Source organism: Thermoanaerobaculia bacterium, assembly GCA_035593605.1.
In the GTDB taxonomy this organism is placed as follows: Bacteria; Acidobacteriota; Thermoanaerobaculia; order UBA2201; family DAOSWS01; genus DAOSWS01.
In genome coordinates, this window is sequence record DAOSWS010000002.1 from 119,528 (window position 1) to 143,899 (window position 24,372).

Annotated in this window: 27 protein-coding genes; 11 read left to right on the forward strand and 16 right to left on the reverse strand. The window is 54.2% G+C overall.

From position 1 onward, the window contains the following. Positions 1-288 precede the first annotated feature (288 nt). The 3 genes from PLD04_01480 (at position 289) to galT (ending at position 4,787) form a co-directional block, all read left to right on the forward strand. Entirely contained in the window at positions 289-1,722 is a 1,434-nt protein-coding gene (locus PLD04_01480) for a glycogen synthase (GenBank protein ID HXK66986.1), read from the forward strand. Further along, entirely contained in the window at positions 1,719-3,713 is a 1,995-nt protein-coding gene (locus PLD04_01485) for a glycoside hydrolase family 57 protein (protein ID HXK66987.1), read from the forward strand. The genes PLD04_01480 and PLD04_01485 overlap by 4 nt, the downstream gene beginning before the upstream one ends. Positions 3,714-3,776: 63 nt before the next feature. Continuing rightward, a complete protein-coding gene (gene galT / locus PLD04_01490; protein HXK66988.1) occupies positions 3,777-4,787 on the forward strand; it encodes a galactose-1-phosphate uridylyltransferase in 1,011 nt (336 codons plus the stop codon). Between the two features lie 56 nt (positions 4,788-4,843). On the opposite strand, the gene PLD04_01495 is transcribed toward galT, so the two are convergent. After that, entirely contained in the window at positions 4,844-5,611 is a 768-nt protein-coding gene (locus PLD04_01495; protein ID HXK66989.1) for a hypothetical protein, read from the reverse strand. Between the two features lie 120 nt (positions 5,612-5,731). Here PLD04_01495 and PLD04_01500 point away from each other — a divergent pair, with 120 nt between their 5' ends. The 3 genes from PLD04_01500 (at position 5,732) to PLD04_01510 (ending at position 8,010) form a co-directional block, all read left to right on the forward strand. After that, a complete protein-coding gene (locus PLD04_01500) occupies positions 5,732-6,445 on the forward strand; it encodes a hypothetical protein (protein ID HXK66990.1) in 714 nt (237 codons plus the stop codon). Then, on the forward strand, positions 6,435-7,016 hold the full coding sequence (locus PLD04_01505; protein ID HXK66991.1) for a tetratricopeptide repeat protein: 582 nt from the start codon (positions 6,435-6,437) through the stop codon (positions 7,014-7,016). Before PLD04_01500 ends, PLD04_01505 begins: the two co-directional genes overlap by 11 nt. Before the next feature lie 241 nt (positions 7,017-7,257). After that, positions 7,258-8,010: a class II aldolase/adducin family protein gene (locus tag PLD04_01510; protein HXK66992.1), complete on the forward strand. Its 753-nt coding sequence runs from the start codon at positions 7,258-7,260 to the stop codon at positions 8,008-8,010. Positions 8,011-8,014: 4 nt separating this feature from the next. Here PLD04_01510 and PLD04_01515 read toward each other — a convergent pair whose 3' ends face one another. The 5 genes from PLD04_01515 to PLD04_01535 all read right to left on the reverse strand — a co-directional run bounded on the left by PLD04_01515 (position 8,015) and on the right by PLD04_01535 (position 13,692). Beyond that, entirely contained in the window at positions 8,015-10,186 is a 2,172-nt protein-coding gene (locus PLD04_01515) for a M12 family metallo-peptidase (protein HXK66993.1), read from the reverse strand. A 102-nt stretch (positions 10,187-10,288) separates the two neighbouring features. Continuing rightward, on the reverse strand, positions 10,289-10,648 hold the full coding sequence (locus PLD04_01520) for a hypothetical protein (GenBank protein ID HXK66994.1): 360 nt from the start codon (positions 10,646-10,648) through the stop codon (positions 10,289-10,291). 42 nt (positions 10,649-10,690) lie between these two features. Next, a complete protein-coding gene (fabF, locus tag PLD04_01525; GenBank protein HXK66995.1) occupies positions 10,691-11,938 on the reverse strand; it encodes a beta-ketoacyl-ACP synthase II in 1,248 nt (415 codons plus the stop codon). Continuing rightward, positions 11,935-12,171 (reverse strand): acyl carrier protein, encoded by a 237-nt coding sequence (locus tag PLD04_01530; GenBank protein HXK66996.1) that lies wholly within the window; start codon positions 12,169-12,171, stop codon positions 11,935-11,937. Before PLD04_01530 ends, fabF begins: the two co-directional genes overlap by 4 nt. Positions 12,172-12,240: 69 nt before the next feature. Further along, positions 12,241-13,692 carry a PilT/PilU family type 4a pilus ATPase gene (locus tag PLD04_01535; protein HXK66997.1) on the reverse strand — a complete coding sequence of 484 codons (1,452 nt, stop codon included), beginning with the start codon at positions 13,690-13,692 and terminating at the stop codon, positions 12,241-12,243. Between the two features lie 33 nt (positions 13,693-13,725). On the opposite strand from PLD04_01535, the gene PLD04_01540 reads away from it, so the two are divergent. The 4 genes from PLD04_01540 to PLD04_01555 all read left to right on the forward strand — a co-directional run bounded on the left by PLD04_01540 (position 13,726) and on the right by PLD04_01555 (position 17,250). Then, positions 13,726-14,631 (forward strand): lysylphosphatidylglycerol synthase domain-containing protein, encoded by a 906-nt coding sequence (locus tag PLD04_01540; protein ID HXK66998.1) that lies wholly within the window; start codon positions 13,726-13,728, stop codon positions 14,629-14,631. A 222-nt stretch (positions 14,632-14,853) separates the two neighbouring features. Then, on the forward strand, positions 14,854-15,882 hold the full coding sequence (locus tag PLD04_01545) for an alcohol dehydrogenase catalytic domain-containing protein (GenBank protein HXK66999.1): 1,029 nt from the start codon (positions 14,854-14,856) through the stop codon (positions 15,880-15,882). Beyond that, positions 15,879-16,904: an alcohol dehydrogenase catalytic domain-containing protein gene (locus PLD04_01550; GenBank protein HXK67000.1), complete on the forward strand. Its 1,026-nt coding sequence runs from the start codon at positions 15,879-15,881 to the stop codon at positions 16,902-16,904. Before PLD04_01545 ends, PLD04_01550 begins: the two co-directional genes overlap by 4 nt. Next, complete coding sequence (locus PLD04_01555; protein ID HXK67001.1) at positions 16,894-17,250, forward strand: cupin domain-containing protein; 357 nt, start codon at positions 16,894-16,896, stop codon at positions 17,248-17,250. The genes PLD04_01550 and PLD04_01555 overlap by 11 nt, the downstream gene beginning before the upstream one ends. 105 nt (positions 17,251-17,355) lie before the next feature. On the opposite strand, the gene PLD04_01560 is transcribed toward PLD04_01555, so the two are convergent. The 7 genes from PLD04_01560 to PLD04_01590 all read right to left on the reverse strand — a co-directional run bounded on the left by PLD04_01560 (position 17,356) and on the right by PLD04_01590 (position 21,657). Continuing rightward, the gene (locus tag PLD04_01560) at positions 17,356-17,565 is read right to left on the reverse strand and encodes a type II toxin-antitoxin system HicB family antitoxin (protein HXK67002.1); all 210 of its coding nucleotides are present in this window, start codon (positions 17,563-17,565) and stop codon (positions 17,356-17,358) included. A 4-nt stretch (positions 17,566-17,569) separates the two neighbouring features. Then, positions 17,570-17,818 carry a type II toxin-antitoxin system HicA family toxin gene (locus PLD04_01565; protein ID HXK67003.1) on the reverse strand — a complete coding sequence of 83 codons (249 nt, stop codon included), beginning with the start codon at positions 17,816-17,818 and terminating at the stop codon, positions 17,570-17,572. A 211-nt stretch (positions 17,819-18,029) separates the two neighbouring features. Continuing rightward, on the reverse strand, positions 18,030-19,187 hold the full coding sequence (locus PLD04_01570; protein HXK67004.1) for a hypothetical protein: 1,158 nt from the start codon (positions 19,185-19,187) through the stop codon (positions 18,030-18,032). A 104-nt stretch (positions 19,188-19,291) separates the two neighbouring features. Continuing rightward, positions 19,292-19,942: a hypothetical protein gene (locus PLD04_01575; protein HXK67005.1), complete on the reverse strand. Its 651-nt coding sequence runs from the start codon at positions 19,940-19,942 to the stop codon at positions 19,292-19,294. 1 nt (position 19,943) lies between these two features. Further along, positions 19,944-20,855: a site-2 protease family protein gene (locus PLD04_01580; GenBank protein HXK67006.1), complete on the reverse strand. Its 912-nt coding sequence runs from the start codon at positions 20,853-20,855 to the stop codon at positions 19,944-19,946. Further along, positions 20,842-21,111, reverse strand: coding sequence for an HU family DNA-binding protein (locus tag PLD04_01585; GenBank protein HXK67007.1), 270 nt, complete (start codon positions 21,109-21,111; stop codon positions 20,842-20,844). The genes PLD04_01580 and PLD04_01585 overlap by 14 nt, the downstream gene beginning before the upstream one ends. A 51-nt stretch (positions 21,112-21,162) precedes the next feature. Continuing rightward, on the reverse strand, positions 21,163-21,657 hold the full coding sequence (locus PLD04_01590) for a hypothetical protein (GenBank protein HXK67008.1): 495 nt from the start codon (positions 21,655-21,657) through the stop codon (positions 21,163-21,165). Between the two features lie 147 nt (positions 21,658-21,804). Between PLD04_01590 and PLD04_01595 the strand changes: the two genes are divergently transcribed. After that, a complete protein-coding gene (locus tag PLD04_01595; protein HXK67009.1) occupies positions 21,805-22,122 on the forward strand; it encodes a hypothetical protein in 318 nt (105 codons plus the stop codon). On the opposite strand, the gene PLD04_01600 is transcribed toward PLD04_01595, so the two are convergent. From PLD04_01600 to PLD04_01610, 3 genes are read right to left on the reverse strand one after another with little or no spacing between them, the layout of a single operon-like run. Then, entirely contained in the window at positions 22,085-22,942 is an 858-nt protein-coding gene (locus tag PLD04_01600; protein HXK67010.1) for a hypothetical protein, read from the reverse strand. The genes PLD04_01595 and PLD04_01600 overlap by 38 nt on opposite strands. Further along, complete coding sequence (locus tag PLD04_01605; GenBank protein ID HXK67011.1) at positions 22,929-23,714, reverse strand: ABC transporter permease; 786 nt, start codon at positions 23,712-23,714, stop codon at positions 22,929-22,931. Before PLD04_01605 ends, PLD04_01600 begins: the two co-directional genes overlap by 14 nt. Continuing rightward, positions 23,701-24,372 (reverse strand): ABC transporter ATP-binding protein, encoded by a 672-nt coding sequence (locus PLD04_01610; protein ID HXK67012.1) that lies wholly within the window; start codon positions 24,370-24,372, stop codon positions 23,701-23,703. The genes PLD04_01605 and PLD04_01610 overlap by 14 nt, the downstream gene beginning before the upstream one ends.

The following is a 24,372-nucleotide window of genomic DNA, read 5'->3' on the forward strand; positions in this document are numbered from 1 at the left end:
TAATGATTTGCTTTAGTTTATTATCCCCTGAACAGACAACCGGTCAGAAGCGGTCCCCGATGGTCTGGAAAAGCCGATCTCTGCCCTCCTCAGTCCTTCCATATTCCAGAAAGAGAGGCCTAATGAAAAGGTGATGAACCATTCTTTGTCTCCTGAAAACCTGAAGGCAAGTATATTGATAGTTTGCAGGCCGGATAAGAAAACGATGTCATGCAGATTGAATTCACCGGGGTTTCCGTACTTCTGCCCGGCATCCGGGGTCTTTGTCCCGGTGATACAATAGGGTGTATGCGCGTATACATGGCTGCGTCGGAATGTTCTCCCTTCGCCAAGGTGGGAGGGTTGGCCGATGTTGTCTTTTCCCTCTCCCGTGCACTTGCCGATCAAGGGGTTTCAACCACGGTTTTTCTTCCCAATTATGGGGGAGTAGAACGGGATCGGCTGATCCTGGAATCATGGGAGGATGGAGGCCCGATCCCCGATGAAGGAGGAGGCCACCAGTGGAATGTCCACCTGAAAAATACCAAGGCGACATTTTGTCTCCTTGACCTTCCCCCCTGGTTTAGCCGTCCGGGTATCTACGATGATCCGGCTACCGGGGAAGGATACCCGGACAATGGAGAGCGTTTCCTTGCCTTTTCCCATGCCGTGGCTTCGATCATCGGGAAAGCGGCTGGAGAGAGAGACGTGGTGCATCTCCATGATAACCATACGGGTCCGGTCGCGGGTTATCTTCGACAGGCATCTTGCCCGGGTCGGATCGTCTTTCACATTCATAACCTTGGTTACCAGGGCAACTTTGAGGCTGACCTCTTTGCCCGTTCCGGGCTTCCCGAATCGTGGATGTGGGCGGAGGGACCCGCAGAGTTCTATGGGAAGTTTTCCTTTATGAAGCTGGGAATTTCCCTTGCGGATGAGGTGGTCACCGTCAGCCCGCGATACGCGGAGGAAATTCTCTCCGGTCCCGAATTCGGATGCGGTATGGAGGGTCTGTTGAACTCCAGGGGGACCCATTTCCGGGGAATTCTCAACGGTATCGATCCTGTCGAGTGGGACCCCGCCTCCGATCCTCTGATTCCCCATCCCTATGATCCGGGCAGGATGGAGGGGAAGGCGGCCAATAAGAAGGCTCTAAGAGAAGCATTTTGCCTTCCGACACCCCGGACCGACACCCCCATGGTCGGTATGATAACCCGTCTGGCCGAGCAAAAGGGTATCGGACTGGTCATCGATGCCATGAAAGAACTGATGTCTCTCCCTCTTCAGCTCGTCATCCTGGGGGAAGGTCGTCTGTCGTACCATCAGGCACTGCAGTCTGCGGCAGCGAAAAACCGCCGCCGTTTCGGGCTCAGGCTTGGATATGACAATAGTCTGGCCCATCTCATCGAGGCCGGTTCCAACCTCTTTCTCATGCCATCCCTCTACGAACCCTGCGGGTTGAACCAGATGTACTCTCTCCGCTATGGAACCCTTCCAATCGTGCGGCGGGTCGGCGGTCTTTTCGATACGGTTCGACCCGTGACGGAAGATGGGAAGGACGGGTGGGGATTCACCTTTGATGAGGCTCATCCTGACGCCCTCCTGGAAGCGGTTCGCGAAGCGATTTTCACCTATCGGAGAAAGAAAATCTGGGCTTCCGCCGTTCAACGTGCCATGGCCCTGGATTTTACGTGGGCGGCATCGGCTCGAAAATTTCTGGAACTCTACAGGGGAATGGCGTGACGGGAGGTCCCAGGGTCCACATCTGGTGGCACTTTCATCAACCGTTATACCGGGTGGGTGAACGGGCCCTCCTTCCCTGGACCAAGCTCCATGCCTGCCGGGACTATCTCGATATGGCCGACGTCATCGCATCAGTGGAAGGTGCACGGGCGACCTTCAACTTCACTCCGGTCCTCCTGGACCAGCTTCGAAGCTGGGAGCCCGATGTTTTCATGGATGTGTTTGAAAAACCGGCCAGGGACCTTACCGATGAGGAACGGGTCTTTATTCTTAAACACTGTTTCAACGTGAACTGGCGAACGGCGGTCTACCCCGTTCCCCGGTACCTTGAGCTTCTTAAAATGCGGGGCGCGACCGTAATTGAGGCCGCCCTTCCCGGCGTGGCCCGTCAATGGACCGACCGGGACTTTGAAGATCTTCAGTTTCTCTTTCTGCATGCCTGGTGCGGAGAAGTGATTCGGTCGGACCCGGACATTCATGACCTTGTGTCGGTTCTGTCCGACCGTTCCCACGAGGACCGTCTTGCTCTTCTTGATCTCATGAAGAAGCACTTCACAACGATCCTTCCCCGCTATCGCGAGCTCCATAAGGAGGGGCGCATCGCGCTGACGACCACACCCTACGCTCACCCGATTTTACCCATCCTCGTCAGTCCTTCCTCCGTAGCCAGGGCCCATCCCGACCTCTCGGTCCCTCCCATTACTCCCGATCCCGTTTCGGCCCGTCGTCACATGGAGAAAGCCCGTTCCGTCCATGAAGAGATATTTGGAGTCCCGCCCGACGGGTTATGGCCTTCGGAGGGATCTGTGAGCGAAGAGTGTGTTCCCCTCTTTCAGGGCTATCCCGTTGTGGGAACGGATGAAGGAGTTCTCCGTGCCAGCGAAGCCGAATCGGGTGACCCGGCCTATCTTTATACCCACGATGCGTTTGAGGGACGTTTCGTCTTTCGTGACCATGCTCTCTCCGACAAGATCGGGTTTGTATACGGGGGAATGGGGATCGATGACGCCGTCCGTGATTTTGTTCAGTCGGTTGCCCGGTACCACAGCCACGGAGTTGTCCATGCCATTCTTGACGGGGAAAATCCCTGGGGCGGATACTCCGGGATGGGTCGGGAATTTCTTCGGAAGCTCTACCAGAAATCCGCATCGGAACTTGGAATTGACCATGCACGTGACCTGATCGACGATGGAGAGACCCGATCCATCCAATCTCTTTTTGCAGGCTCATGGATCGATGCCAATTTTAAGATCTGGATTGGGGATCCCGTGAAGAATCACGCCTGGATGCTTCTCGAGGAGGCCAAACAGATCCTGCGGAACGAAGGAGATGGACCCTCACCGTCTCTGATGGCGGCCCAGGGAAGTGACTGGTTCTGGTGGTACGGTGAAGGAAACTCCAGCCCCTATGAACCTGAATTCGACCTCCTTTTCCGGACACACCTGAGTGAGGCGTACACAGAGCTCAACCAGTCTCCTCCCATTCATCTGGGCGAGAGCCTGATCGTCTCGGAGGTTTCCGTGGAGAGGCATCCGGTCCAGACGATCCGTCCATCTATCAACGGGAGGGTTGATTCCTACTTCGAGTGGGAGGGAGCCGGACGCTTTATCGATCAGGGAGATGCCATGATGGGATCTTTTTCTCCCTTCAAGGAGCTGATGTACGGCTTCGATCTGGAAAACCTCTATCTCCGGCTCGATCCCACTCCGCCTGCACGGGCCGACGAGATCTTCGAAGGTATGGAAATTCACCTTTCCCTTCACCTGCCGGAAAAGTGCCTCATCGCCCCGGAGGCCATGGAGGTAAAAATCGGTTCCATCCTGGAGCTCAGCGTTCCCTTCAGGACATTACACGCAGAGCCCGGGGACACGGTTTCCTTTCACCTTATGATGAATCAGGGTGATGCAATGGCGACACGCTACCCGAGGACGGGCCTTGTATCGTTCACGGTGCCCGGCCCCAACTTCAACGAGGAGATGTGGTGCGTATGATTCACTATTTCTTTTTCAGTAATGAAATCTATCGGACCCCGGGGTCCATCCACGGAGGCATCGATGTCTGATCTGCGCCATGATCCCATCCAGAGGCGATGGGTGATCATCGCCACGGAGCGGGGCCGAAGGCCCCACGACTTTCGAAGCCCGGCCGAAGCCAGGCAGACCCATTTCTGTCCCTTCTGCCCCGGTCACGAAGAAGCAACACCGCCGGAAATTGCCAGAATCTCCGAAGGTCGAAACTGGAAGGTCCGCGTGGTTCCCAACAAGTTTCCTGCTCTTCGGATCGAAGGCGGCCTGGACCGCCAGGGGGTGGGAATCTTTGACAAAATGAACGGGATCGGTGCCCATGAAGTCGTGATCGAGACACCGGATCACAATGCCAACCTCTCCGACCTTCCTGTCGACCATCTCATTCTTGTACTGAAGATGTGCCAGGAGCGTCTGAGAGATCTCAACCGTGATGGACGATTTCGATACTGCCTGCTCTTCAAGAATCATGGAGAAGCTGCCGGAGCGTCCATCGATCATACCCACATGCAGATTATTGCGACCCCCGTCACACCGAGAACTGTTGCCATCGAACTCGATTCATGCCGGGACCACTTCCGGCTGAAAGAAAGATGTCTGATCTGCGACATTCTCACACAGGAGATGGAGCAGAAGATCAGGATCGTAAGGGCCAACGAACGATTTGTGGTCTTCGCTCCCTATGCTTCCCGGTTTCCCTTTGAGACGTCCATTGCTCCACGGTTTCATCAGCACGACTTTTTACTCACGACGGAGGAAGATCTTCGCCTCCTGGCGGTCACGCTGAAGGATACGCTGATGCGCCTCAACCGGAGCCTTCTCAACCCGCCCTACAACTTCATCCTCCATAATGCACCCAATACCGGCGCAGGCCCTCTTCGTCCCGGATACTGGCAGACGCTTCCCTTTGATTATCACTGGCATATTGAGATTATTCCTCGGGTTACAAAGATGGCCGGGTTCGAATGGGGGACGGGCTTCTACATCAATCCGACACCTCCGGAGGAGGCAGCCGAATACTTACGGGAAGTAGAGCTGTAGACCGTGAGGGTAGGCCGCGGGGAGGGTTACTCCCCGCGGGAATTCACAATTGAGTCTTACTTCATCTCCTTCATGGAGACACCTTTCCCTTCGAACTCGATGACCATGTCTTCTTCTTCCATCTTGGACATGGCTTCCTGATCCTTTTCGAGATCGAATTCCCACTTCGCCATCGTCTTGCCCTTTTCCGGCGCTGTCGTAGAAACAATCGGGGTGGGGGTGTTAAAGGTGATGGAGACACGGAAGCCCTTCATCATGGGCAGCATCATGTCCTTCATGGCGTCTTCATCCGGCATGCCTTCCATGGAAGGGGCTTCCTCGCCCTCTTCCGCGGCTTCGGCCTTTTCCTCCCCCTTCTTGGACTTCGAGAAGATCACATAGTTACCCTTGGCGTTTTTCGTGATCTTCATGTCGTTGTCCTTGAAGTAGGATACTTTGGACAATTTGGTAAAGTCTTTGAAGGTAAAGGTCAGTTCGACGTGTTCCCAACCGTCCTTCTTGTAGGTCTTCGAATCGGTCAGGGATATTCCATCCTGCTTGAGACTGTCAAATTCACCCTTGATTTTATCTTCTTCAAAATTGAAGATGTTCATCTCGTCTTTTTCCGGCTCTTCCGTGGCTTCCCCGCCCATGTTCTTGGACATCTCTTCCGCCATCTGGCTCATGGCCTTCATCTGCTGGGTCATCATCTCGCTCATGGCGTAATGCAGATCGACCTTGCCGGACCCGTCCTTATTCAAGGTAATAACCTGATCATACTGGATACAGCTCACGAGGGCGATCATACAAACGGTTGCGAGTACAAGGGTAAGAAAAGTGCGCATAGTCTCCTCCTTGCCAAGAGTATACCATGACAGATTTCCCCAACGTCGATAAGCGATCCAACGTATTCGATCTATGAGAGGTCAATTGACATCACTCTGTCCGGCCGATACAATACCGTCATGAAGCATACCTTTTTCGGTTTGCTCGTTTTTTGCCTCGTCTGTCCGCTCCTGGCCCAGATGACTCCATCCGACGCTGTCCGTATCAACGTTCGTGTGGAGCAGACGCTATTGGCGGGTGAGATGGAGGCATACGCGAAACTCTATGCGGCCTGGTCTCAGGAGTTCGGGCGGTACAAGACGCTCCATGATCGGCTCTATACCGTCATTCAGGGTGAAACCCTGGATCGTGAAGAGCTCGAGAACACCACCGCACAGCTTCAGGTGGAATGGAGTTACCTGAACGCCCTGCAGGCACGGCTCACCGACTTGAGCACCCAGATTTCCCGCCGGATGGACCGGATCGCTGCACTCAAAGTGGAGCAGGATCTGGCCAGAGGGGAAGAAGCCACCGAGGAACCTCTCACCGGAAAGTGGGAGGTGATATTGAATCCCGGCGATCAGGAAGGCGTTTTTCGACTCAAACAGTCTACGACCCTGATTTCAGGAGACTACACTCTCACGGGTGGATGGACGGGATCTCTGAAGGGTACGCTGGTGGGGGATCGCGTCAGGCTCGAGCGTATCGATTCGGAAAAAGGTTTTATCGCCGTATATTACGGAAGACTAAAGAAGGAGGAAGAGACCATCAGCGGTACATGGGAGGCCACAATGTTTACGACCGGCGGCCCCATGACCGGAACGTGGTCCGCCAAGAAAATTCATGAACCCTAAACTCGTATTTGCATTCATCATCGGACTGAGCCTGGGACTCCTCCTGGGATATATCTTTACCGATCTCCACTATCGCAACCTTGAACGGGCTCAGATGTCCGGATCCATGATGGGTATGGGACAGCCCCAGATGGCTCCCGGGGAAAATCCCCACTCCATGGACGGGGTCATGCAGAGAATCCAGGACCTGGAAGGGCTGATCGAGAAGGACCCACAGAATTACGATGCTCTGGTGGAACTGGGAAATCTCTATTACGATGCCAATATCTTCGAGAAGGCTGCTCCCCGCTATGAAGCGGCGGTTCAGATCAAGGGAAATGATCCCAACGTCCTCACCGATCTGGGAACCTGTTACCGTAACACCGGCCAGTTCGACAAGGCGGTTGAAATGTACGACAGTGCTTCGAAGCTGGATCCGAACCACTGGCATTCCCTCTACAACGCCTGTGTGGTTTCTCTCTATGATCTGAAGAATAAGGACCGCGCGAAGGCCTATTATGAAAAGCTCAAAAAGGTGGTTCCGAAAGAGATTAATCTTGCGGAAGTGGAGGCGGATCTCGGAGCTTCCTGATGCGCCGGTTTTTCTGGCTCATCCTTATCGGCCTCGCATATCTTTTCTGGAGAATAATTTCACGTAAGCCCCGGGATCCCGATCTCGGGTGGAGGAAGTTTTCCCGGATCCACAAAAAGAGCCACCGCTTTTCAACGGGCGGTGAGATGGTGAAAGATCCTGTCTGTGAGTCCTATCTGCCCAGAGAGCGCGCGGTCGAAGCCTATGGGCACTATTTCTGCAGCAAGGAGTGTGCGGAGAAATGGTCAACCAGAACGAAGTCGCAATAAACATTCCCAACACCTGGGACCAGATTATTTCCATTGGGAGGCTTCTCTACGACAAGGGTCTCATTGTGGGGGGGGAAGGAAATATCAGTCTCCGTCTTCCGGATGGGAATCTCCTGGTCACGCCGTCCCGGATCTGCAAGGGACGTCTTACGGTCAAGGACAGTGTCATGCTCGACCCCATGGGCGGCCAGATCTCAGGGGACCGGGAACCCTCCTCCGAACTTCTCCTTCACCTCCATATTTACAGGCAGAGGGACGATGTGCAGGCCATTGTCCATGCCCATCCCCCCATGGCCACGGGGTTTGCCGCGGCGGGAGAATCACTCAGCGATCCGATCCTGGCGGAAATGTATGCCAATTTCCGGAGGGTACCCGTCACTCCCTACGCCAATCCGGGCTCCCTGGAACTTGCGGAGGCCATCGCTCCCTTCCTTGAGGATCACGATGCCCTTCTCCTTAGAAACCACGGAGTCATTACATTCGGGCCCGACCTGGAATCGGCCTATCTTCGAATGGAACTGGTGGAACACTTTGCCCGAATCTCACTGGTGACCCGGACCCTGGGTCGTCAGTCCCCGATTCCCGGTAAGTACCTGCTTCTCCTGGAGGAGGATTGGCGGAAGCACCGGCACGATCCCTTGCCCACGGTCCCGAAGCGCAGAAGCGCCCGGTCACTCCTTCAGGAGCTCTTCGAAGAGCTGGTTAACCGCTACATCAAGAAATAAAAAACTAAGGGCAGGAGGGGTCGGGATTGATCGTCGCACAGGTGTTCGTCGTCGTGCGTGAAAATCCGTGACCGCCCTCGTTAGGTCCCAGAATCGGAACTACGGTGAAGTAGGCGTCACCTGAAATGTTTGTTGAGTAGGAATGCCCACTTTCCGTGCAGCTTAAGGGATTGGGATCGTATCCTTCACTTTCAAGGAGAGAAAGAGATTTTGAGTAGACGGCAAAGCTCTGCGAAGGCTCCGTTGCCACGTTACAGGGATCACCCCATGTCAGAAGGATATCGTCCCCGGATGGAGAGCGCGTTCCCGCCGCTCTGATCATCCAGTTCCAACCATATGAATCTGTACTGGTATACCCTGAAGGTGTTGTACTGTTGCTTTTGTAAAAACATCTACCAGATGGTGGGGTGTTCGTGTCAGCTGCTGCTGGGTAAGATCCCGGATATGTTGGTGCATCCAAATCGTAGAATCCAACATAGAAATCACCGACAGTAACTGTTTGAGGTGTGCTTAATGTATAGTTATTCCAACTTGAAGAGCTAACAACCTGAACAGTGACATTCTGAGTATAATCGAGTGTGGAATTGGAAGGTGAACCAGAGCCCGATGTATCTCTGTAAAAAAGAATCTGTATATTCCGGCCAACTGAAATTGTACCATCCCAGAAAATTACATTAACTTCAGTAACGGTGATTGGATATTCAGAAGGACTAAAGCGTTTGATCCATGCAAGGCGGCTAGTGCTGGTACCGCCAAATCCAACATTTGTATTTGGTGAACCGTCGTCAAAGGAAAAAGATATAGGAACGTATCCTGTCTGTTTGCTTACCATCACACCATCTCCCGAGCCATCTTCTACGAGCGTACCGGGCGAGCCAGCCTCTAAAACGCACGATGCATTTTCTGCTCCGGTCCGGATGATCGGTTTGACGTATTCATGGAAGATGAGGGGCTTGTCGTACGGCGGCCACAGGTGACAGTAGCTCATGATCGTCCCGTCCGACTCGGCGGCTGGTCCTTCACAGCACCCTGTTTCCACAGGATTTCCCACATAACAGCAGTCGAGCCAGGTTCCGGGAGGGTCCTGATAGCAGTGAGTGTGCCGGGAACCGAAGTTGTGTCCAAGTTCGTGCGCGTATCCATCGGCATCCCACGTATAGGATGTGGTGGGGTAGCCGTAGGTGCCGTTGATTCCGATAACTCCGTACCCATATGTGGTACTGCAGAGGCATCCACCGGTACAACGCCACGCAATCCCGCCGCCCAGGTTTTTAAGTGAGAGGAGAATGGCGGTCGCCCTGTTTACGCTTCCCATGTATGTCTGGTAATAGGTTCCGATCTGAGTGAGCAATGCGGATGTTGTCGATCCTGTATACGGGTAGGGAGAAGCTGTAGATGTCCAGACGACGATATTACCAATACTGATTATGGTGTCGGCATCCCTTTCGTAGAATACTGAAATGGCAGCGGTTAGATCTGTAGCATAGTCAACAGCAGCTTGAACCGATCCGAAATGTGTATAGGCTTCATAATCCATGTCCAGAGCCAGATCCGCTTTCAGAGTTCCGGAACTGGGGACACGAAAGGCAGGATCCTGGTTGACGATATCCTGAAGAGAGGGGATCTCGTTGATGGAATCATCCTGATCGTTACAGCAAGAAAGAATCTTTGAGGGATCCACGGAAGGATCGAACCGGCTCACGGCGGCGAGGGGCTTTTCGTCCGACGTATGTTTTATACCAAAGATGTACCGGGTTCGTTCCAGCTGGATGAATCCGGAAAAGCCGCTGGGCCACAAGGCAAACAGGGCGAGAGAATCGTGCGATCTCCCCAGGACATGGCCTTTAAAATAGGTTCGGTTTCGGCTCGGTTCATGAATGATTGGACCCTCGTCGGACATTTCAATAATTTTAGCGCCGGGGGAAAAGGGATCGAATTCTGTCAGCTCGACGGTAACCCATTGGCCGTTTGAAAGAGGGAGATTGTCAATCTGAATACGCCCTAAGTTTTGAGCCTTATTCAGAAAATCCGGATCCAGGGAGGCCGTGAGTTCTTCAGGAAAATAGGACGAACCCGGTTGGGAATATTGCTCTGTTCCCGGCAGGAAGGGGGAAGGAACCGATGCCTGGATCATACCCTGAAGCATGAATGAGATAAGAACCATGGCAGTTTTCATCATCCTCTCCTCGACAGCTTTATTTCTTCTTACAATTATAGCGTGGATCTTATTCGAATCACAGAGAAACAGTATTTCCGCTGTAAAGGAGAGGCAGATTCCCTACCGATCCCAGAAGACGGCCATCGTGTGGAGCGAGGCGATGATGAAATCCCCCCCGGCAAAGAGGAGGAAGACGAGGGGGAGATGCCACACGGGGATCCCGAACCCGAAGAGCAGGGCTCCGCATGTCCGTCCCAGGATCACGACGGGCACCAGGCCCGCATAGCGCAGGGGACTCTTGACATAAAGAAAGTAAATCCACGCCAGCATGGCCAGAAAGATCCCGCAGAGCTTCAGGTAAACGGAGGGTTCCGGGTAGGGGATGGAGAGAAGATGAAAGATGGGACGGGGAAAGAAGAGGATCATGACCGCAAAGGCGGCGTCATAGATTCCACCGAGGATGAAAATGAGGCGCTGCAAGGTCAAATTACGAAATGGGTCCGGGGGACCCGAAGATCGGAATCAGGAACCGTCCCAGCGCCGGAAAAGGACGCAGGCATTCGTTCCTCCGAAGCCGAAGGAGTTATTCAGTCCAATCCGGAAATCACGCTGGATGCTGCCCTCACGGCAGAGGTTGAGATCGCAGCCTTCGTCCGGGTTTTCCAGGTTGACCGTGGGGTGAGCCAGGCCATGGTAGAGCGTCAGCACGGTCACGGCCGATTCGACTCCGCCGGCGGCGCCGAGGGTGTGACCGATCATTGACTTGGAAGAGTTCATGACCAGTTCATCGGCATGGGATCCAAAGACTTCCTTGACGGCCTGAATCTCCACGATGTCGCCGACAGGTGTCGATGTCCCGTGGGCATTGATGTAATCCACATCTTCCGGAGAGATTCCCGCGTCCTGCAGGGCGGCACGCATGGCTCGTTTCGCACCGTCGCCCGAGGCATCGGGAGCAGCCATGTGAAACGCATCCCCGGACATTCCCGTACCGATCACTTCCGCATAGATTTTTGCACCCCGCTCATTTGCGGAGGTCAGGGATTCCAGAATCATGACACCGGCACCCTCGGCAATGACGAAGCCGTCCCGATCCCGGTCCCAGGGCCGTGAAGCTCTCTGAGGCTCTTCGTTCCGGCTGGAAAGAGCGCGCATCGAGGCAAATCCGGCCAGGGCAAGGGGACAGATGACCGATTCGGTCCCTCCCGATACCATGGCCCGGGCGAGTCCCCGCTTGATGAAGCTGTAGGCGTCACCCAGGGCGTGGGCGCCCGTGGCGCAGGCCGTGCAGGTGGCGGAATTGGGGCCTTTGAACTGGTGGAGGATCGAAACGATTCCTGAAGGCATATTGACGATGGAGCCCGGGATGAAGAAGGGAGATACCCGCCTCGGGCCCTTGTCCCGAACGATATCCCGGTTCTTTTCGATCCAGGAAAGGCCCCCGATCCCGCTTCCGATGACGACGCCGACTTCTTCTCCCGGCAGGGGTGTTTCCTTCAGACCTGCATCCCTCACAGCCTGCTCCGCAGCGGAAATCGCCAGATGGACAAAACGGTCGACTTTGCGTGCTTCTTTCGGGTCGTACCATTCCTCGGTGACGAAATCCTTAACCTCCCCGGCGATGATCACCGGGAAGTCGGTCGTATCGAATTGGGTAATGGGAGCGATCCCACTGGTGCCGGAAACCAGGGCGTTCCAGGTCTTCTGGACCCCGGTTCCCAGCGGGGTAACCAGCCCGAGGCCGGTTACGACGACACGCTCTGATGTCATGCGTGGGCTTTTAAATACTCGACGGCATCACCGACGGTGCGGATGTTCTCCGCTTCCTGGTCAGGGATGTCGACGCCAAATTCTTCTTCGAAGGCCATGACCAGCTCGACGGTGTCCAGGGAATCCGCGCCGAGATCGTCGATGAACTTGGCGGCGGCAACAACTCGATCAGCTTCAACACCTAACTGCTTAACGATGATTTCTTTCACTTTTTCTTCAACATTAACGCTCATGTGCTTCCTCCCTTTTGGAGTAAAAATACGGGCTTGGTTTTACCATATTTCGGGCCTGAACGCAACGGGTCAGCGGCGGAAGAATCCTCCCGATTTGCTTTCGTCTCCCTTGGAACCGCCCCGGGCTTCCGTAAGTTCGTTGTTCAGCGTACGGATCCGCTCCTGCAGCTGCTTAAGCTTTCCCTGGTATTCGCGGTCCATGGTTTCGTTCGCGCGCTTGAGCTTTTCGATTTCGGCGCGGAGCTCGCCGCTGGCGCCGCCGACATCCTGGATTTCGGCACGGAGACGCTGGAGATCTTCTTCCATCTGCTGGATGATCTCGTCTTTCTCCGACATTTGAAGCCGGAACTTCTCTTCCTGCTCTTCATAGAGCTTCTTGATACCCATGAGTTTCTGGACTTCGGAGAAGTCTGCATCGGATGGGGCCACGACCGCCTCCTTCCTCTGTTCGAGATGCGGAAACAACTTCCTGAGCTTCAGTGAGAGATCGTCGCTTTCGGGTGAGCAGTCCATGGCGGTTTCGTAGTCGATCACCTGGTTAACCAGGAGGGCGATCAGAGACTGGTTCAGGCTCTGCATCCTGAAGTGGGCCACGGATCCCTCGATCTCTTCGTGAATATTCTTGATATCCCCCTCTTCAATCGACTTTGTGATTTTGGGGGTGTTTTTCATGATTTCAGTCGCCGCCACCATGCCCTTTCCATCCCGTCTCGGCACCAGCTTGAGCGAAACGATGGCCCGGAGGACCTGGCCCAGCTGGCTTCGGATCTGATCCTGCTGATCGGAGGGAAAGGCGTCGATGATCCGGTCGATCGTCTGAGCCGAAGAATTCGTATGGAGCGTCGAAAAGACCAGATGCCCGGTCTCTGCTGCGGTGAGAACCGTGGATATCGTCTCCCGGTCGCGCATTTCACCGACCATGATGACATCGGGGTCCTGGCGCATGGCGTTGCGGAGGGCCTCCTTGAAGGAGGGAGTGTCCGTTCCTACCTCTCTCTGGGAGATGGTGGCCTTGTTGTCGGAGAATAGGAACTCAATGGGATCTTCAATCGTGATGACGTGGTCATGCCGGCTGGCCACAATTTCCTTGATAATGGCCGCAAGGGTAGTAGATTTCCCCATGCCCGTCGCCCCGGTAACCAGGACCAGGCCCGTCTTTATTTTGCAGAATTCGTAAAGAACTTCCGGGAGATTCAGATCTGCGATGTTCTGGATGTCATAGGGGATCTGCCGGAAGGAAGCGGAAATCGTTCCTCGCTGGAAATATATGTTTCCCCGGAATCGGGCCACACCCTTTACCCCGTACCCCAGATCGACAGATTGATTCAAATTCAGCTTCTCCACCTGGGGTGGCGTGAGGATCTTCATGACCAGGTCCTCGATCTGCTCGGGCTTCAGGGGGTCTCCCTTGACAGGGAGGAGCTTTCCCTTGATCCGTAACAGGGGAGGCCTCATCGGTTTCAGGTGAAGATCGGATGCGCCCTGGTCTTTCGCAAAGCGTAAGAGTTCTTCGAGACTCACGGCGATATTGTATCACATGCTAGAATCTCAGCCATGGACGTCCGCGCCAGCCGTTATTTCCGCATCATTCTGGGATTGTTCGGGATAGGAATCCTCGTCGCCTTCATCCTTTCCCTCGGAGTCAGGGAGGTCGCCTCGTCGCTCTCCAAGATTTCTCCTGTGACGGTCCTCGGGATTGTAATAGCGTACGCACTTTCCTATTTGATCCGCATGGTAAAGTGGGCTGTCGTACTCCATCTTTCGCCATGGAAGTTTTTCAGGATTTACGCCCTTCAGGTGGTGGTTGGGATCCTCACTCCGCTCCGGATGGGCGAAGTGGCCCACGTTCCCCTTGTCGAGCCGGTGCGTGGCGGTTCGACCGCCCGGCGGACCGGCGTGTTTCTTTTAATTCGGGCAGTGGAAATCGGACTCTATCTTTCCCTGGTTTTCCTGTCCTCCATCGCGTTGGGTCTCTTTCATCGCCAGGTGGCCATCGGGCTGGCTGCCGTTGCAGCTGCAGGCGGAATCCTCTTTGCGGTCCTGTGGCTGGGAAGCGGCCGTGCCGAGCGGTTTCGCGCCTTCCTGCGGGAGACCCTTTCCACGCTGAGGGAAACAGCCGATGTGCGGACCGTTTTGATCCTTGTGGCTCTTACCCTGATTCAGCATCTCTTCGAATGGACCTCCGCCATCCTTGCCATGAAGGCCCTGACTCCCTGTTCGCCGATGGTCATCATCGCCACCTACTTCCTCGCCTCCTTTGCCAGTGTCCTTTCCTTTATACCCGGGGGACTCGGTGTGGGTTCCGTAACCTGGGCATACCTCCTTCACCTCTCCTGTGCCGATCTGCTGGGTGCGGGAACGGCGGCCGTTATCCACAAGGTGTTGACCCTGGGCCTGATCGCCGCCTTTGCGGGGGTCACGCTCCTCGTGCCTGATCGCGGACGCCCTTCGGACGGATGACGGGAATCGAGTTCTGCCTGAGGGAATGGTACAATTTCCCACATGGTTACCCGCATTTTTCATACTCGGTGTGTAGCGAGGCGGTGAAGATGTCTGTGAATGCAAGGAAAACGAGTGAAAAACACCGGACGCACAGCCGCAGCCTGCGTCGAGGATTTTTGAGTGAGTTTGACGCAGCAGTGGCGGGCATATTTGCCGCCGCAGGAGTAGGGAGTGTGAGAAGTGCGGGTTAACCGAAGGTTTGTCCTGAGCCGGCCGGGCGTCCTGGATATGATCGAGGAAGCGGTTCCCGCCGCGGGTCCGGGTGAACTGCTTGTGCGGGTTCAGGCGGGACTTACCTGCGGTACGGATATGAAGATGTTCGATCGCGGCCATCCAAAGCTCACCTTCCCTACACCCTTTGGTCACGAGGCAAGCGGCGACGTCGTCGAGGTGGGAGAAGGTGTGGAAGGGTTCCAGGAGGGAGACCGGGTCATGTTTCCCATTTCGGCTCCCTGCGGGACCTGTTCGTATTGCAGGATAAACCGGGAAAACCTCTGCCACACGCTGATGGAGAAAAAGCTCTGGGGTACCTTCAGCGACTATATCGTCATTCCTTCTCATATCGTTTCGTGGCAGACTTACACAATTCCTGAACGGGTTTCCTATGCGGAGGCCGCGCTCCTCGATCCTCTGGCTTCGGTGATCTTCTCCTGGCAGAGGGTGAAAATAAACGTGCCCGGTCCCCTGGTGATTACCGGTGCCGGTGCGATTGCCCTGATGCATGCATGGATTGCCCGGGAACGGAACTTCGAGCCCATCTTTATCGCGGGGAGAAGACCGAACCGCCTGGAGGTTTTCAAACAGTACGGGTTCGAGACAGTGATCATGGACGAAAACTTGCCTGAAATCATTCGATCCCGGACCGATGGCCTGGGTGCGGAAGTGGTGATTGAAACCAGCGGAAATGCCGACCTTTGGGAGCCCGGCATCGCCTGCCTCCGGGGTGGTGGTACCTTCATGGCATTCGCCGGTTGTGAAGAAGGGACCTTCACCCGTGTGGATGTCACCGCCCTCCATTATGAACAGCTCACGATCGCCGGATCTTTCCATTACGACAGGAGGGCCGTTGCCGCAACGTACACAGCCATCGTGTCAGGAACCTATCCCCTTCACCAGCTTTTTTCGGACACCTATGATCTGCCCTCTCTTCCGGAAGCCCTCGATCGGCTCAGGGGAGGGGAGGGATTCAAGTTCGTGATCAAGCCATGAAAGTCGCCGTCGCCACCGACCATCTCACCGTCCGTACCGAAGAGTGGCCCGAGCCCGTACCGGGTCCGGGAGAGCTCCGGGTGCGAATCCGGGTGTGCGGAGCCTGTACCTCCGATGTCCTCTCGTGGTACGTGAAGAAGAAAGCGCCTGTCGTCCTCGGCCATGAACCGGTCGCCGAGGTGCTGGAACCGGGGGACGGAGTGGATGGGTTCCGGCCCGGACAGCGCCTCTTTGTCCATCACCATGCCCCCTGCGGTTCCTGCAGGTTCTGCAGGAGAGAACAATATATTCTCTGCCCCACCTGGAGAAAGCAAGCCCTCTCTCCCGGAGGGTTTGCCGAGGAAGCGATCGTCCGGTCCCAGGCGGTGCGCATGGATACGCTAACCCTTCCCGACGAGGTCTCCGATGAGGCCGCTGCCCTGATCGAACCCTTTGCCTGCTCGATCCATGCCTTCCGGCAGGCTGGCATCCGTCCCGACGACCGGGTAATCCTCATTGGAATGGGGGGGATGGGTTTTTTAAATGCGTACGCGGCCAGGGCCTACGGGGTCAAAGAGATCGCCGTGACCGACCTTATGCCAGAACGGCTGGAGATGGCCCGTGATCACGGGTTTGGATCGGTGATCGATGGAAATACTCCCGATGCTGCGGAGGCTCTCCGGGAAGCCTCGGGCGGGGAGGGGGGCGACATCGTGATTGTGGGCCCCGGGTATCTGCCTGCCATGGAATTAGGAATGAAGGTTGTCGCCCCTGGAGGAACGGTCGTCCTCTTCACGCCATCGGCGCCCGAAGACGTCCTGGGTATCTCCCCGCATCACCTCTACTTCAACGACATCACCGTCACGACTTCCTACTCCTGCGATCCCAACGACACGAAAGAATCCCTCCGTATGATCGCCGGTGGTGCCCTGCCCGTGGATCGGCTCATTACCCATCGCTTTCCACTGGACCGTGTGGAGGACGCCCTGAAAATCCTGTCGGCGGGGGGAAGGGTTCTGAAGGTGCTGGTGGATGTCAGTTAAGAAGTTTCTCGAATCGTGGCGATGGGAGGGCGTGACCAACCTGCCCTATGCAGATGGGGAGGGTTTTGCCGGGGCGACCCGGAAGATCCTTGTCGAAGGTTCCGAGGTTATCCTCCGCTACTTCGAGCTGGAAGTGAAAGGATTTTCCCGAAGAGAGCGCCATCCCCACGAGCATGCCGTTATCATCCTGCGGGGAACAGGGGAAGTTCTGGTAGGCGATGCGTGGACCGAAGTGAAGCCCTTCGACGCCGTCCACATCCCCGGGAACGTCGAGCACCAGCTGAAAAACACGGGGCCCGAACCCTTCGGCTTCCTCTGCGCCATCCGCCCAAAGACTACCAGCTAGAATTCCCTGATCCTTAAAACCAATTGCAACCAAAAAACCAGGGAAAATTCCTGGTTTCCTATTCAGTAGATTTCAAAAGGATATTTTTACTGTTGTGGATTAATATTATGCGTATACAAGACGGCCCTTAGGCTCTGGAATTTCCCTTCCAAGCTCTCGCGCGGTATCCAACCACTCCTGAATGATTACGTCCACGTTCGCAAGCGCTTCCTGCCTGGTTGTACCGTCGGCCGCACAGCCCGGCAGTTCCGGAACCTCCGCAATGAATGCCTGATCCTCGTCACTCCAATAAATAATCACTTCATATCTGGTCATGGACCTATCCTCCTAAGCGATACTTCAGGACAATTTTACGAACCTGTCTAACCTGATAAGGTTTCGCTTTCGCGCCTTTCGGCTGAATATTCAAAATCTCCTCAATGCAGCTTCTAGTGAAGATATGATGGTCTCCGCGAGTTCTCTCATCGAATCCTAGTTGTAAGAGAAGGTTACAAAGATCATGAAAAGGAATATTAGCATCCGATGACCCGCGAAGAATGCGGATAAGAAGTTTTTCATCCGGGACCATTGATCACGTCTCCTTGCTCAGAGTCAGGATTGTTCTCAATACTGTGCCGGAAGTACTCAATTGCAAATTCATTGTTCTGATTATAGCATCCTGGCCATTCCACTATCCTGTATTTATATCTAAAACTTGTAGTAGTTGTGTTATGAGGTGTTTGAATTATGGATTGTTGATTTCCCTTGTATGAAGAGTTTCCATATATACGAGCGATAATTCAAATACTTGGTTGGAGGTTTGTTCTGGCAAAACCTCTCCTGATAAGCTCATCCAGTGATTCACGCAGAATGCGAGTCCCTCTCTGAATTTCCGAATTCGTCAGTTGTCGGTTAATACTCTCTGTACCGGCTTCATAGGCTTCCTGCCATCGATTGAGTACCATGTATGCGAGACTGAGACTTTGGTAGATTTTTGAAGCCATTATATGATCCGGATGAGACTTTAAAAATATTGACGCATATTTGATATATTCTTCTGCCTCTTTGTCTGCAGATTTAATGAAATATTTTCCATCCTTTGTTTTTGGATAGTTATTACCCTCTGAATTTTCCACTAATCGGCCCGTTCTTTTTCTTTCATTTACTGGTTTAAGCATGTCCGCAATTAAGTCTCTTCCATTTCCCCAATCCATTGTAGCTCCCGGACTGATTTGCGCCAACCTCCACCCTGAATAGGTTGAATTAGGATAATTCTCCAGTACCTTCGAGTCTCTGAACACAAAGGAGAATTGTTGAAGACATCGTATGGCTTCATCCTCTGTCGATTCAATGCAATCCTTAATTACATTTAAGGCCTTTTTATCAATTCCTGATGGTTTGATGATTTCAAAAGTCAGAGGTACCTGAAGTGTTCCGTGCCAACCTCTGGTATCCCAGGGGCCCAGTGCCAAGCGTAGAAATCCTTTATAAATACCTGGAGTAGCGAATCGGCAAGGGTACCATTCAGTCAATAGTCCGCTTTTAATTTCTCCCGGTTGCATAGAAAAACTTCTATTTTCATCTCCCACTTTGGGTGATACATCATAGTATGAGACATATTGTGGTATTTGTTCAACAATATCTTCGGGGCCAGATGTAACATGAAATAAAAAATAAGGACCACTTTTTTCGCCAATGATTGCACTCCACTTATAAGGTAGCCAGATCTCATTATTAGAAACGTTTGTGAAAGTATACTGAATTTGTATCGGTTCTAACGGAAGATATTTACCATTACCCACTACCGATGCCTGCAACTCCAGACCGTCGTGTACATTTGCATCAATCTCATAAGCATATATGATAGAGGGAAGAATAAAAAAACACAGGATAATAAACGTCATTATTGTTGTTTGTTTCTTCATTATGAGAGTCAATCCGATAAAATTATCACTCACCCAAGAATTATAACACCCGGTAATCCCGCAAAATCCCCAAATTCATGAAATTCATTAAATTTATAAAATCCACTAATCCATGAAATTCTTTAATTCTCTAATTTTCAGTCCGGGACATTAAGATTGAACCACGCCTCCATCGAGCCGGCATCCTGTTCACTCTTTTTCGTACCCTTCACCGAGCGCTGGGCCATCGAGAGAGCCTTGGAGATGGCGGGAGAAGAGAGGGGCTGGGCTTTTTCCGTGCCGAGGGAATGGAGAAATTTCATGAACATTTCTGAGGTGAACCGCCGGATCAGGGGGTCTTCCAGATCGACATGGAAGGAAAGGGTTCCCTTTCCGACGTATTTCTCAAGGGCTTGAACCAGTTTCTCATCCCTGTCCCGCAGGGGATGACGCTCCAGGACAGCCACGTGGAGCCGGCTGAGCAGGTGGTCGTCCAGCTCGGTGGAAAAATCACGATGGGTCAACACCTGGACCAGGACCACAGCTGCCTGGTGGTCGGCATCGTGGCCATTTCCCAGGATTTTGGGGAGTTCTCCCACAGAGCCAGGGCGGGTGAAGTTTATGCGGCTGGGTTCTGTTGCGGTCAGGAATGCATCCAGAGTTTCCTGAAAGTGGGCGGTGACGACGACGGGTACGTCCATCGCCACATTGGCCCTGACTTCCTCCAGGATTCCCATGTGTTTGTCCTCCCGGGTCAGCCAGAGCTGATCTTCCAGCTGTTTTATCCGGAGAGTATGAAAGAGGGACATATCAGGATACGCTCACAGGGATGGGCATAAAGCTGATCAGGAAGACAACGAAGACCACGATAGCAAGAATTTTTCTCCGCAAATCCAGGGGGACGGGTTCATCCCACATCCGGGGGTGGCGGAGGCCGATAAAAATAAGAATAACGGCCCACAGCCACCAGCCCCACCAGAAGACACCCATGGCGACAAGAAAGATATAGAGCGGAAGAGCGAGACGATGCTGTCTCTTTCCTATGACGCTATACAGGATGTGCCCTCCATCCAGCTGTCCGAAGGGAAGGAGGTTAAGGCTTGTCGCCAGGAGTCCAACCCATCCGGCGAATGCCAGGGGATGGATCATGATCGTCATTCCCTCGGGGAGGGAATGAAAAAGATAGGACAGCCCGAGGAAGAGAAGAGGTGTCCCGAGCTGGAGGCTCTGCTCTGGAATGGCTGCGATGGGTGTGGGTGTGGAAAGGGCGATCCCGATAACCAGGAAGGGAAGGGTGGCCACGAATCCCGCAAGGGGGCCTCCGGCGCCGATATCGAAGAGCTGGCGCTTGGAGGGGATTGGTTCCTTGATTTTGATGAAGGCGCCCAGGGTTCCGATCCCGAACGGGACGGGGATAAAGTAGGGAAGCGTGGCATCGACCCGGTGGATCCGGCAGGCAAAATAGTGTCCCATTTCGTGGGCAAGGAGAATGAAAAGCGTGGGGAGAGAAAAGAGAAGTCCCCGGATCAGGTTCTCGGGGTGAATCAGCGCCATCCCCAGGCCGGAGAGAGTCTCGGCGTTTTCATAATCGGTGCCAAACCAGAGACCTCCGATCAGGGTCGTCGTGATCAGAGTGAGAAGGAGAAGTGCAATGTGGATGAAATAGCGATGCTGGAACCGTGGCGGCGGTTCAAGAAACCAGGGTGCTTCAGGCCAGTTCACGCAATTGTTTTCCAGGCTTGAACTTAACGGTTTTTCCTTCCGGTACCTCGACCTTTTCTCCGGTATTCAGATTCCAGCCCACTTTGGGCTGGCGGGTGTTTACCTGAAAAACGCCAAATCCGCGTATCTCAATCCGTTCACCTCTCAGAAGGGCATGTTTCATCCCTTCAAAGATAGTGTCCACGGCTTTCTTGGTCTGGTTGCGAGGCAGCCCTAAACGATCAACGATCGTGTTGACGATCTCTTTTCTTGTCATATAAGAACCTCCTGCGGATCTCTTTCATTATATGAGGGGGGGCGAAGGGAGTCAACTCCCCTGTTGTGTTCGATCTTCCACACTTCGGATAAAATCCCGGTTGATAAAAATGATTTCAGATTCGCAGAAGACAGGGAGAAATTGTCGCGTATCGTTCAGAAAATCACTCACCCGCGAATGCTGAACCTCACCGAAGATGTGAACCTGGCCATCAATGGAGTCGCCATTGAAGAGGTCGACACGAACCTCGGGAGAAGCTGTAGGTATCATGTCGTAATCTCCCCGCCGGGTCTCATCTTCCATGGGCGCCGTCAGGGTCACGATGAGCTTCTTACTGACAAGAATGTTCCGGTCGGTTGCCAGTACATGGACAGGGATGAAATATCGTTCGTCCTCGTTTAGAAATTCGTCCAGCGATTCCTGTCCGTCATGCTTGGAACTGGATTCTGCGAGGAAGACCGAACATTCCAGTCGTTGTGTCTCAGCCAGAACCAGCCTGACATCTACGCTTCGTTTGGGAACACGATAGATTTTTCGAGTATCCATGGGAATTCATAATACATGATTCATTCATGGCATACAACCATTCTGGAAGCCCTTTATACAAGGGGAAATTTTCCTGATAAGGTGATTATTGGATAGGTAATTAAAGTGATACTTGAACTATTGTTAACTTTGTGATACAAATAGTCTGTGCTGACAAATCGGAAAAAAAAGGAGCGTGCGTTTTACGTCTATCAGGTCTATGGAAAACAGGCCGCGGACGAGGCGCGCCACGCGTCGGCCATCATCTTCTATCGCAAGGCCCTGGAACTTGATCCCAGCAACATCGGCCTCCTGCTGAAAATCGCGGATTTGTACAGGATCACGGGAGAAAGGGAGTCTTCCCTGGAGACGTACCGGCGTGTGCTGCGTCTCTCCGGATGGGGGTCATCCGTCGAGGCCGAAACGGCACGACGGGCCATTCACAAGCTTACAGGGGATAGGGTCCTGTCACCGGGCGCAGCCTAGGTTCCACCTTACCTGTTCCCTCCAGAATTACATATCGAACCCAGCAGGCTTCCGGTGTCGTCCAGTGGGAAAGCTCCGGGAAGGGACCGGTTTCCAGGGGCGGTTGTGCAAGAGCCGCTTCCAGCGTTTCTCCCCAGGAGAGCCTGAAAGGATCGGAAGTACGGATTTCAGGGTACCCAAACGTGGCCGACCCAAAATCGTAGAGGGTACGGTTCCCGCGGCGCTCGGTCGTGACAGGATTCAGGACAGGCCCCCCGGCATAGGTCGGGAAGAGCGGTTTTTCACCGGGCCGGGAGATGTCCGTAAGATAAGGAAGGGGCGGGACACCAAGGGTACGGATCCCAAGGGGGCCTTCGGAACTGGATACGGTCCATGATCGGCCCGATCGAAGCTCCTCTCCCCTCCATCCCGCAGGGTGTGGATTGCAGAGCAGATATCCGAATCCGTCGGGGGAGGGGATCACGACCCGCAGGATATGGGTTCCGGAAGAGAGGATGGGATCCAGAACGTAGATGTCATCCTGGTCCCAGCCTCCGCCGATCCGCGTGTCATCCAGATAGAGAAGATAAGATGGAAAGGCATGAACATAAAGGGTCATGGGAGGAATCGGGTCCTGGAGCGTGAAGGTCTTTTCAAAGGTGAGGATTTCGGGCGTTCCGGTGGGGACCTTGCCTTCCCGCCAGATCAATGTCGCGCCTCCTGTGTAAGGGGCCATCCGCGGAGCCGTGGCACGGGAAAGGAAAACGAAGATCACCGCAACGGTAAGAATCCCGCTCCACAGGAGGAGGGTATGCGGGAAATGAGGCTTAAAACCTTCCAAGGGATCCTTCCCGTCTTGCCCGGTTGATGGAGGCATTGAAGAGTGCCATGCCGATGCAGGAGAAGACAACTGTGAAAAGGAGCAAATAGAGCAGGTCCGGGATGACCTCCGAAAAAGCCATGCCGTTGAGGAAGCACCCCCGGAGGATATGGAGAGCGCGTGTCATGGGCATCCACTCTGCCGTCGACTGAAGCCAGGGCGGGAGGATATCAACGGGAAAGAAAACAGTTCCCAGGAGGGCCTGCATCGTCGTGATCAGGAAGTTGAAGGGATTTCCCTTCTGAAAGAGGATCACGGCACTTGCGCTCAGGCTCCCCAGGGCGGCGAAGGTCGTGGCGGTGAGGAGTAGGCCGAGAATCAATCCGATCCACGATCCTGTGTCAATGGTAAATCCGCCGAGAAATGCTGCAAGGAATATGAAGGCTGCAGCATTGATCGACGCATTCAGCATGTCTGCCAGCGTACCGCCAAAGAGGAGATAGGATGGTGGTGTCGGTGTGGCCAGGACACTTTCCAGGGTCCCGGTCACCTGTTCCTCACGCATCCTTCCCGCCGTACCGTACAGGAGGGTGGTCAGAAAGCCCTGAATGGCGATGCCGACAATGACATACTCGAAGTATCCCGGATGCGAAGGTTCAAGCAGGCGGGATAGAAAGTACCAGAGGGAGACGGTAAAGAGAATCCCTGCAAACCGCATGAGAAATTCAGCCCTGTAGGAAAACATGACCTGGAGGTCTTTACGGGTAAGGGCGACAATCTTAGAGCGCCTCAACGTGGCCTCCCTCGATTTTCAGAACACGGTCGGAAAGGGACATCAGGGCGTCTTCGCGGGGAAATGCCATGACAACCGTGGCGTGGTTTCGATGGGCACCATGAAGCCAGCGGGTAAGGCTCTCTGCTCCCTCCGTGTCCAGGCTCCGGGTCGGTTCATCCAGCAGATACAGGGATCCACGGGCAGATAAGGCCCGGGCCAGTGCGACACGCTGTTTCTGCCCCGAAGAAAGGGCTCCGAACCGGCGGTTCAGGAGCGGGTGAAGTCTGAGAAGGTCAAGGAGCTCAGGATCCAATGACCCGTCCATCAATGTGGCGAAGAGCTTCAGGTTGTCCCGGACCGTGAGCCTGTGGTAGAAGCTGCGCTCATCCGGAGCCAGATAGTGGACCCGGGTTCGTACGGGTTGTTGTTCGTCGGGTAATCGATGACCGGCGACCATTACGGATCCCTCATCGTGAAAGAGAAGGCCAGCCAGAATTTTCATGAGGGTGGTCTTTCCCGAACCGTTTGCTCCAATAATGGAAAGGGTTTCCCCTTCCCGGATTTCGAGATTTACATCCGTAAGGGCCTGCACCGGAGTGCGGGACATCTCCCAGACCTGCCACCAGCGGCGGGCCCGGAATGTCTTGCCCACCCCGCGGAGGTCCGCAACGTTCAT

Excerpts from the sequence above, each read along its gene's own strand:
- PLD04_01530 (HXK66996.1), bottom strand. The coding sequence starts at position 12,171 with ATGAGCGTTAATGTTGAAGAAAAAGTGAAAGAAATCATCGTTAAGCAG.
- galT (HXK66988.1), top strand. The coding sequence starts at position 3,777 with ATGTCTGATCTGCGCCATGATCCCATCCAGAGGCGATGGGTGATCATC.
- PLD04_01515 (HXK66993.1), bottom strand. The coding sequence starts at position 10,186 with ATGAAAACTGCCATGGTTCTTATCTCATTCATGCTTCAGGGTATGATC.
- PLD04_01585 (HXK67007.1), bottom strand. The coding sequence starts at position 21,111 with ATGACAAGAAAAGAGATCGTCAACACGATCGTTGATCGTTTAGGGCTG.
- PLD04_01555 (HXK67001.1), top strand. The coding sequence starts at position 16,894 with ATGTCAGTTAAGAAGTTTCTCGAATCGTGGCGATGGGAGGGCGTGACC.
- PLD04_01610 (HXK67012.1), bottom strand. The coding sequence starts at position 24,372 with ATGAACGTTGCGGACCTCCGCGGGGTGGGCAAGACATTCCGGGCCCGC.
- PLD04_01550 (HXK67000.1), top strand. The coding sequence starts at position 15,879 with ATGAAAGTCGCCGTCGCCACCGACCATCTCACCGTCCGTACCGAAGAG.
- PLD04_01500 (HXK66990.1), top strand. The coding sequence starts at position 5,732 with ATGAAGCATACCTTTTTCGGTTTGCTCGTTTTTTGCCTCGTCTGTCCG.
- PLD04_01565 (HXK67003.1), bottom strand. The coding sequence starts at position 17,818 with ATGGTCCCGGATGAAAAACTTCTTATCCGCATTCTTCGCGGGTCATCG.
- PLD04_01480 (HXK66986.1), top strand. The coding sequence starts at position 289 with ATGCGCGTATACATGGCTGCGTCGGAATGTTCTCCCTTCGCCAAGGTG.
- PLD04_01505 (HXK66991.1), top strand. The coding sequence starts at position 6,435 with ATGAACCCTAAACTCGTATTTGCATTCATCATCGGACTGAGCCTGGGA.
- PLD04_01575 (HXK67005.1), bottom strand. The coding sequence starts at position 19,942 with ATGTCCCTCTTTCATACTCTCCGGATAAAACAGCTGGAAGATCAGCTC.
- PLD04_01495 (HXK66989.1), bottom strand. The coding sequence starts at position 5,611 with ATGCGCACTTTTCTTACCCTTGTACTCGCAACCGTTTGTATGATCGCC.
- PLD04_01540 (HXK66998.1), top strand. The coding sequence starts at position 13,726 with ATGGACGTCCGCGCCAGCCGTTATTTCCGCATCATTCTGGGATTGTTC.
- PLD04_01510 (HXK66992.1), top strand. The coding sequence starts at position 7,258 with ATGGTCAACCAGAACGAAGTCGCAATAAACATTCCCAACACCTGGGAC.
- PLD04_01590 (HXK67008.1), bottom strand. The coding sequence starts at position 21,657 with ATGGATACTCGAAAAATCTATCGTGTTCCCAAACGAAGCGTAGATGTC.
- fabF (HXK66995.1), bottom strand. The coding sequence starts at position 11,938 with ATGACATCAGAGCGTGTCGTCGTAACCGGCCTCGGGCTGGTTACCCCG.
- PLD04_01560 (HXK67002.1), bottom strand. The coding sequence starts at position 17,565 with ATGACCAGATATGAAGTGATTATTTATTGGAGTGACGAGGATCAGGCA.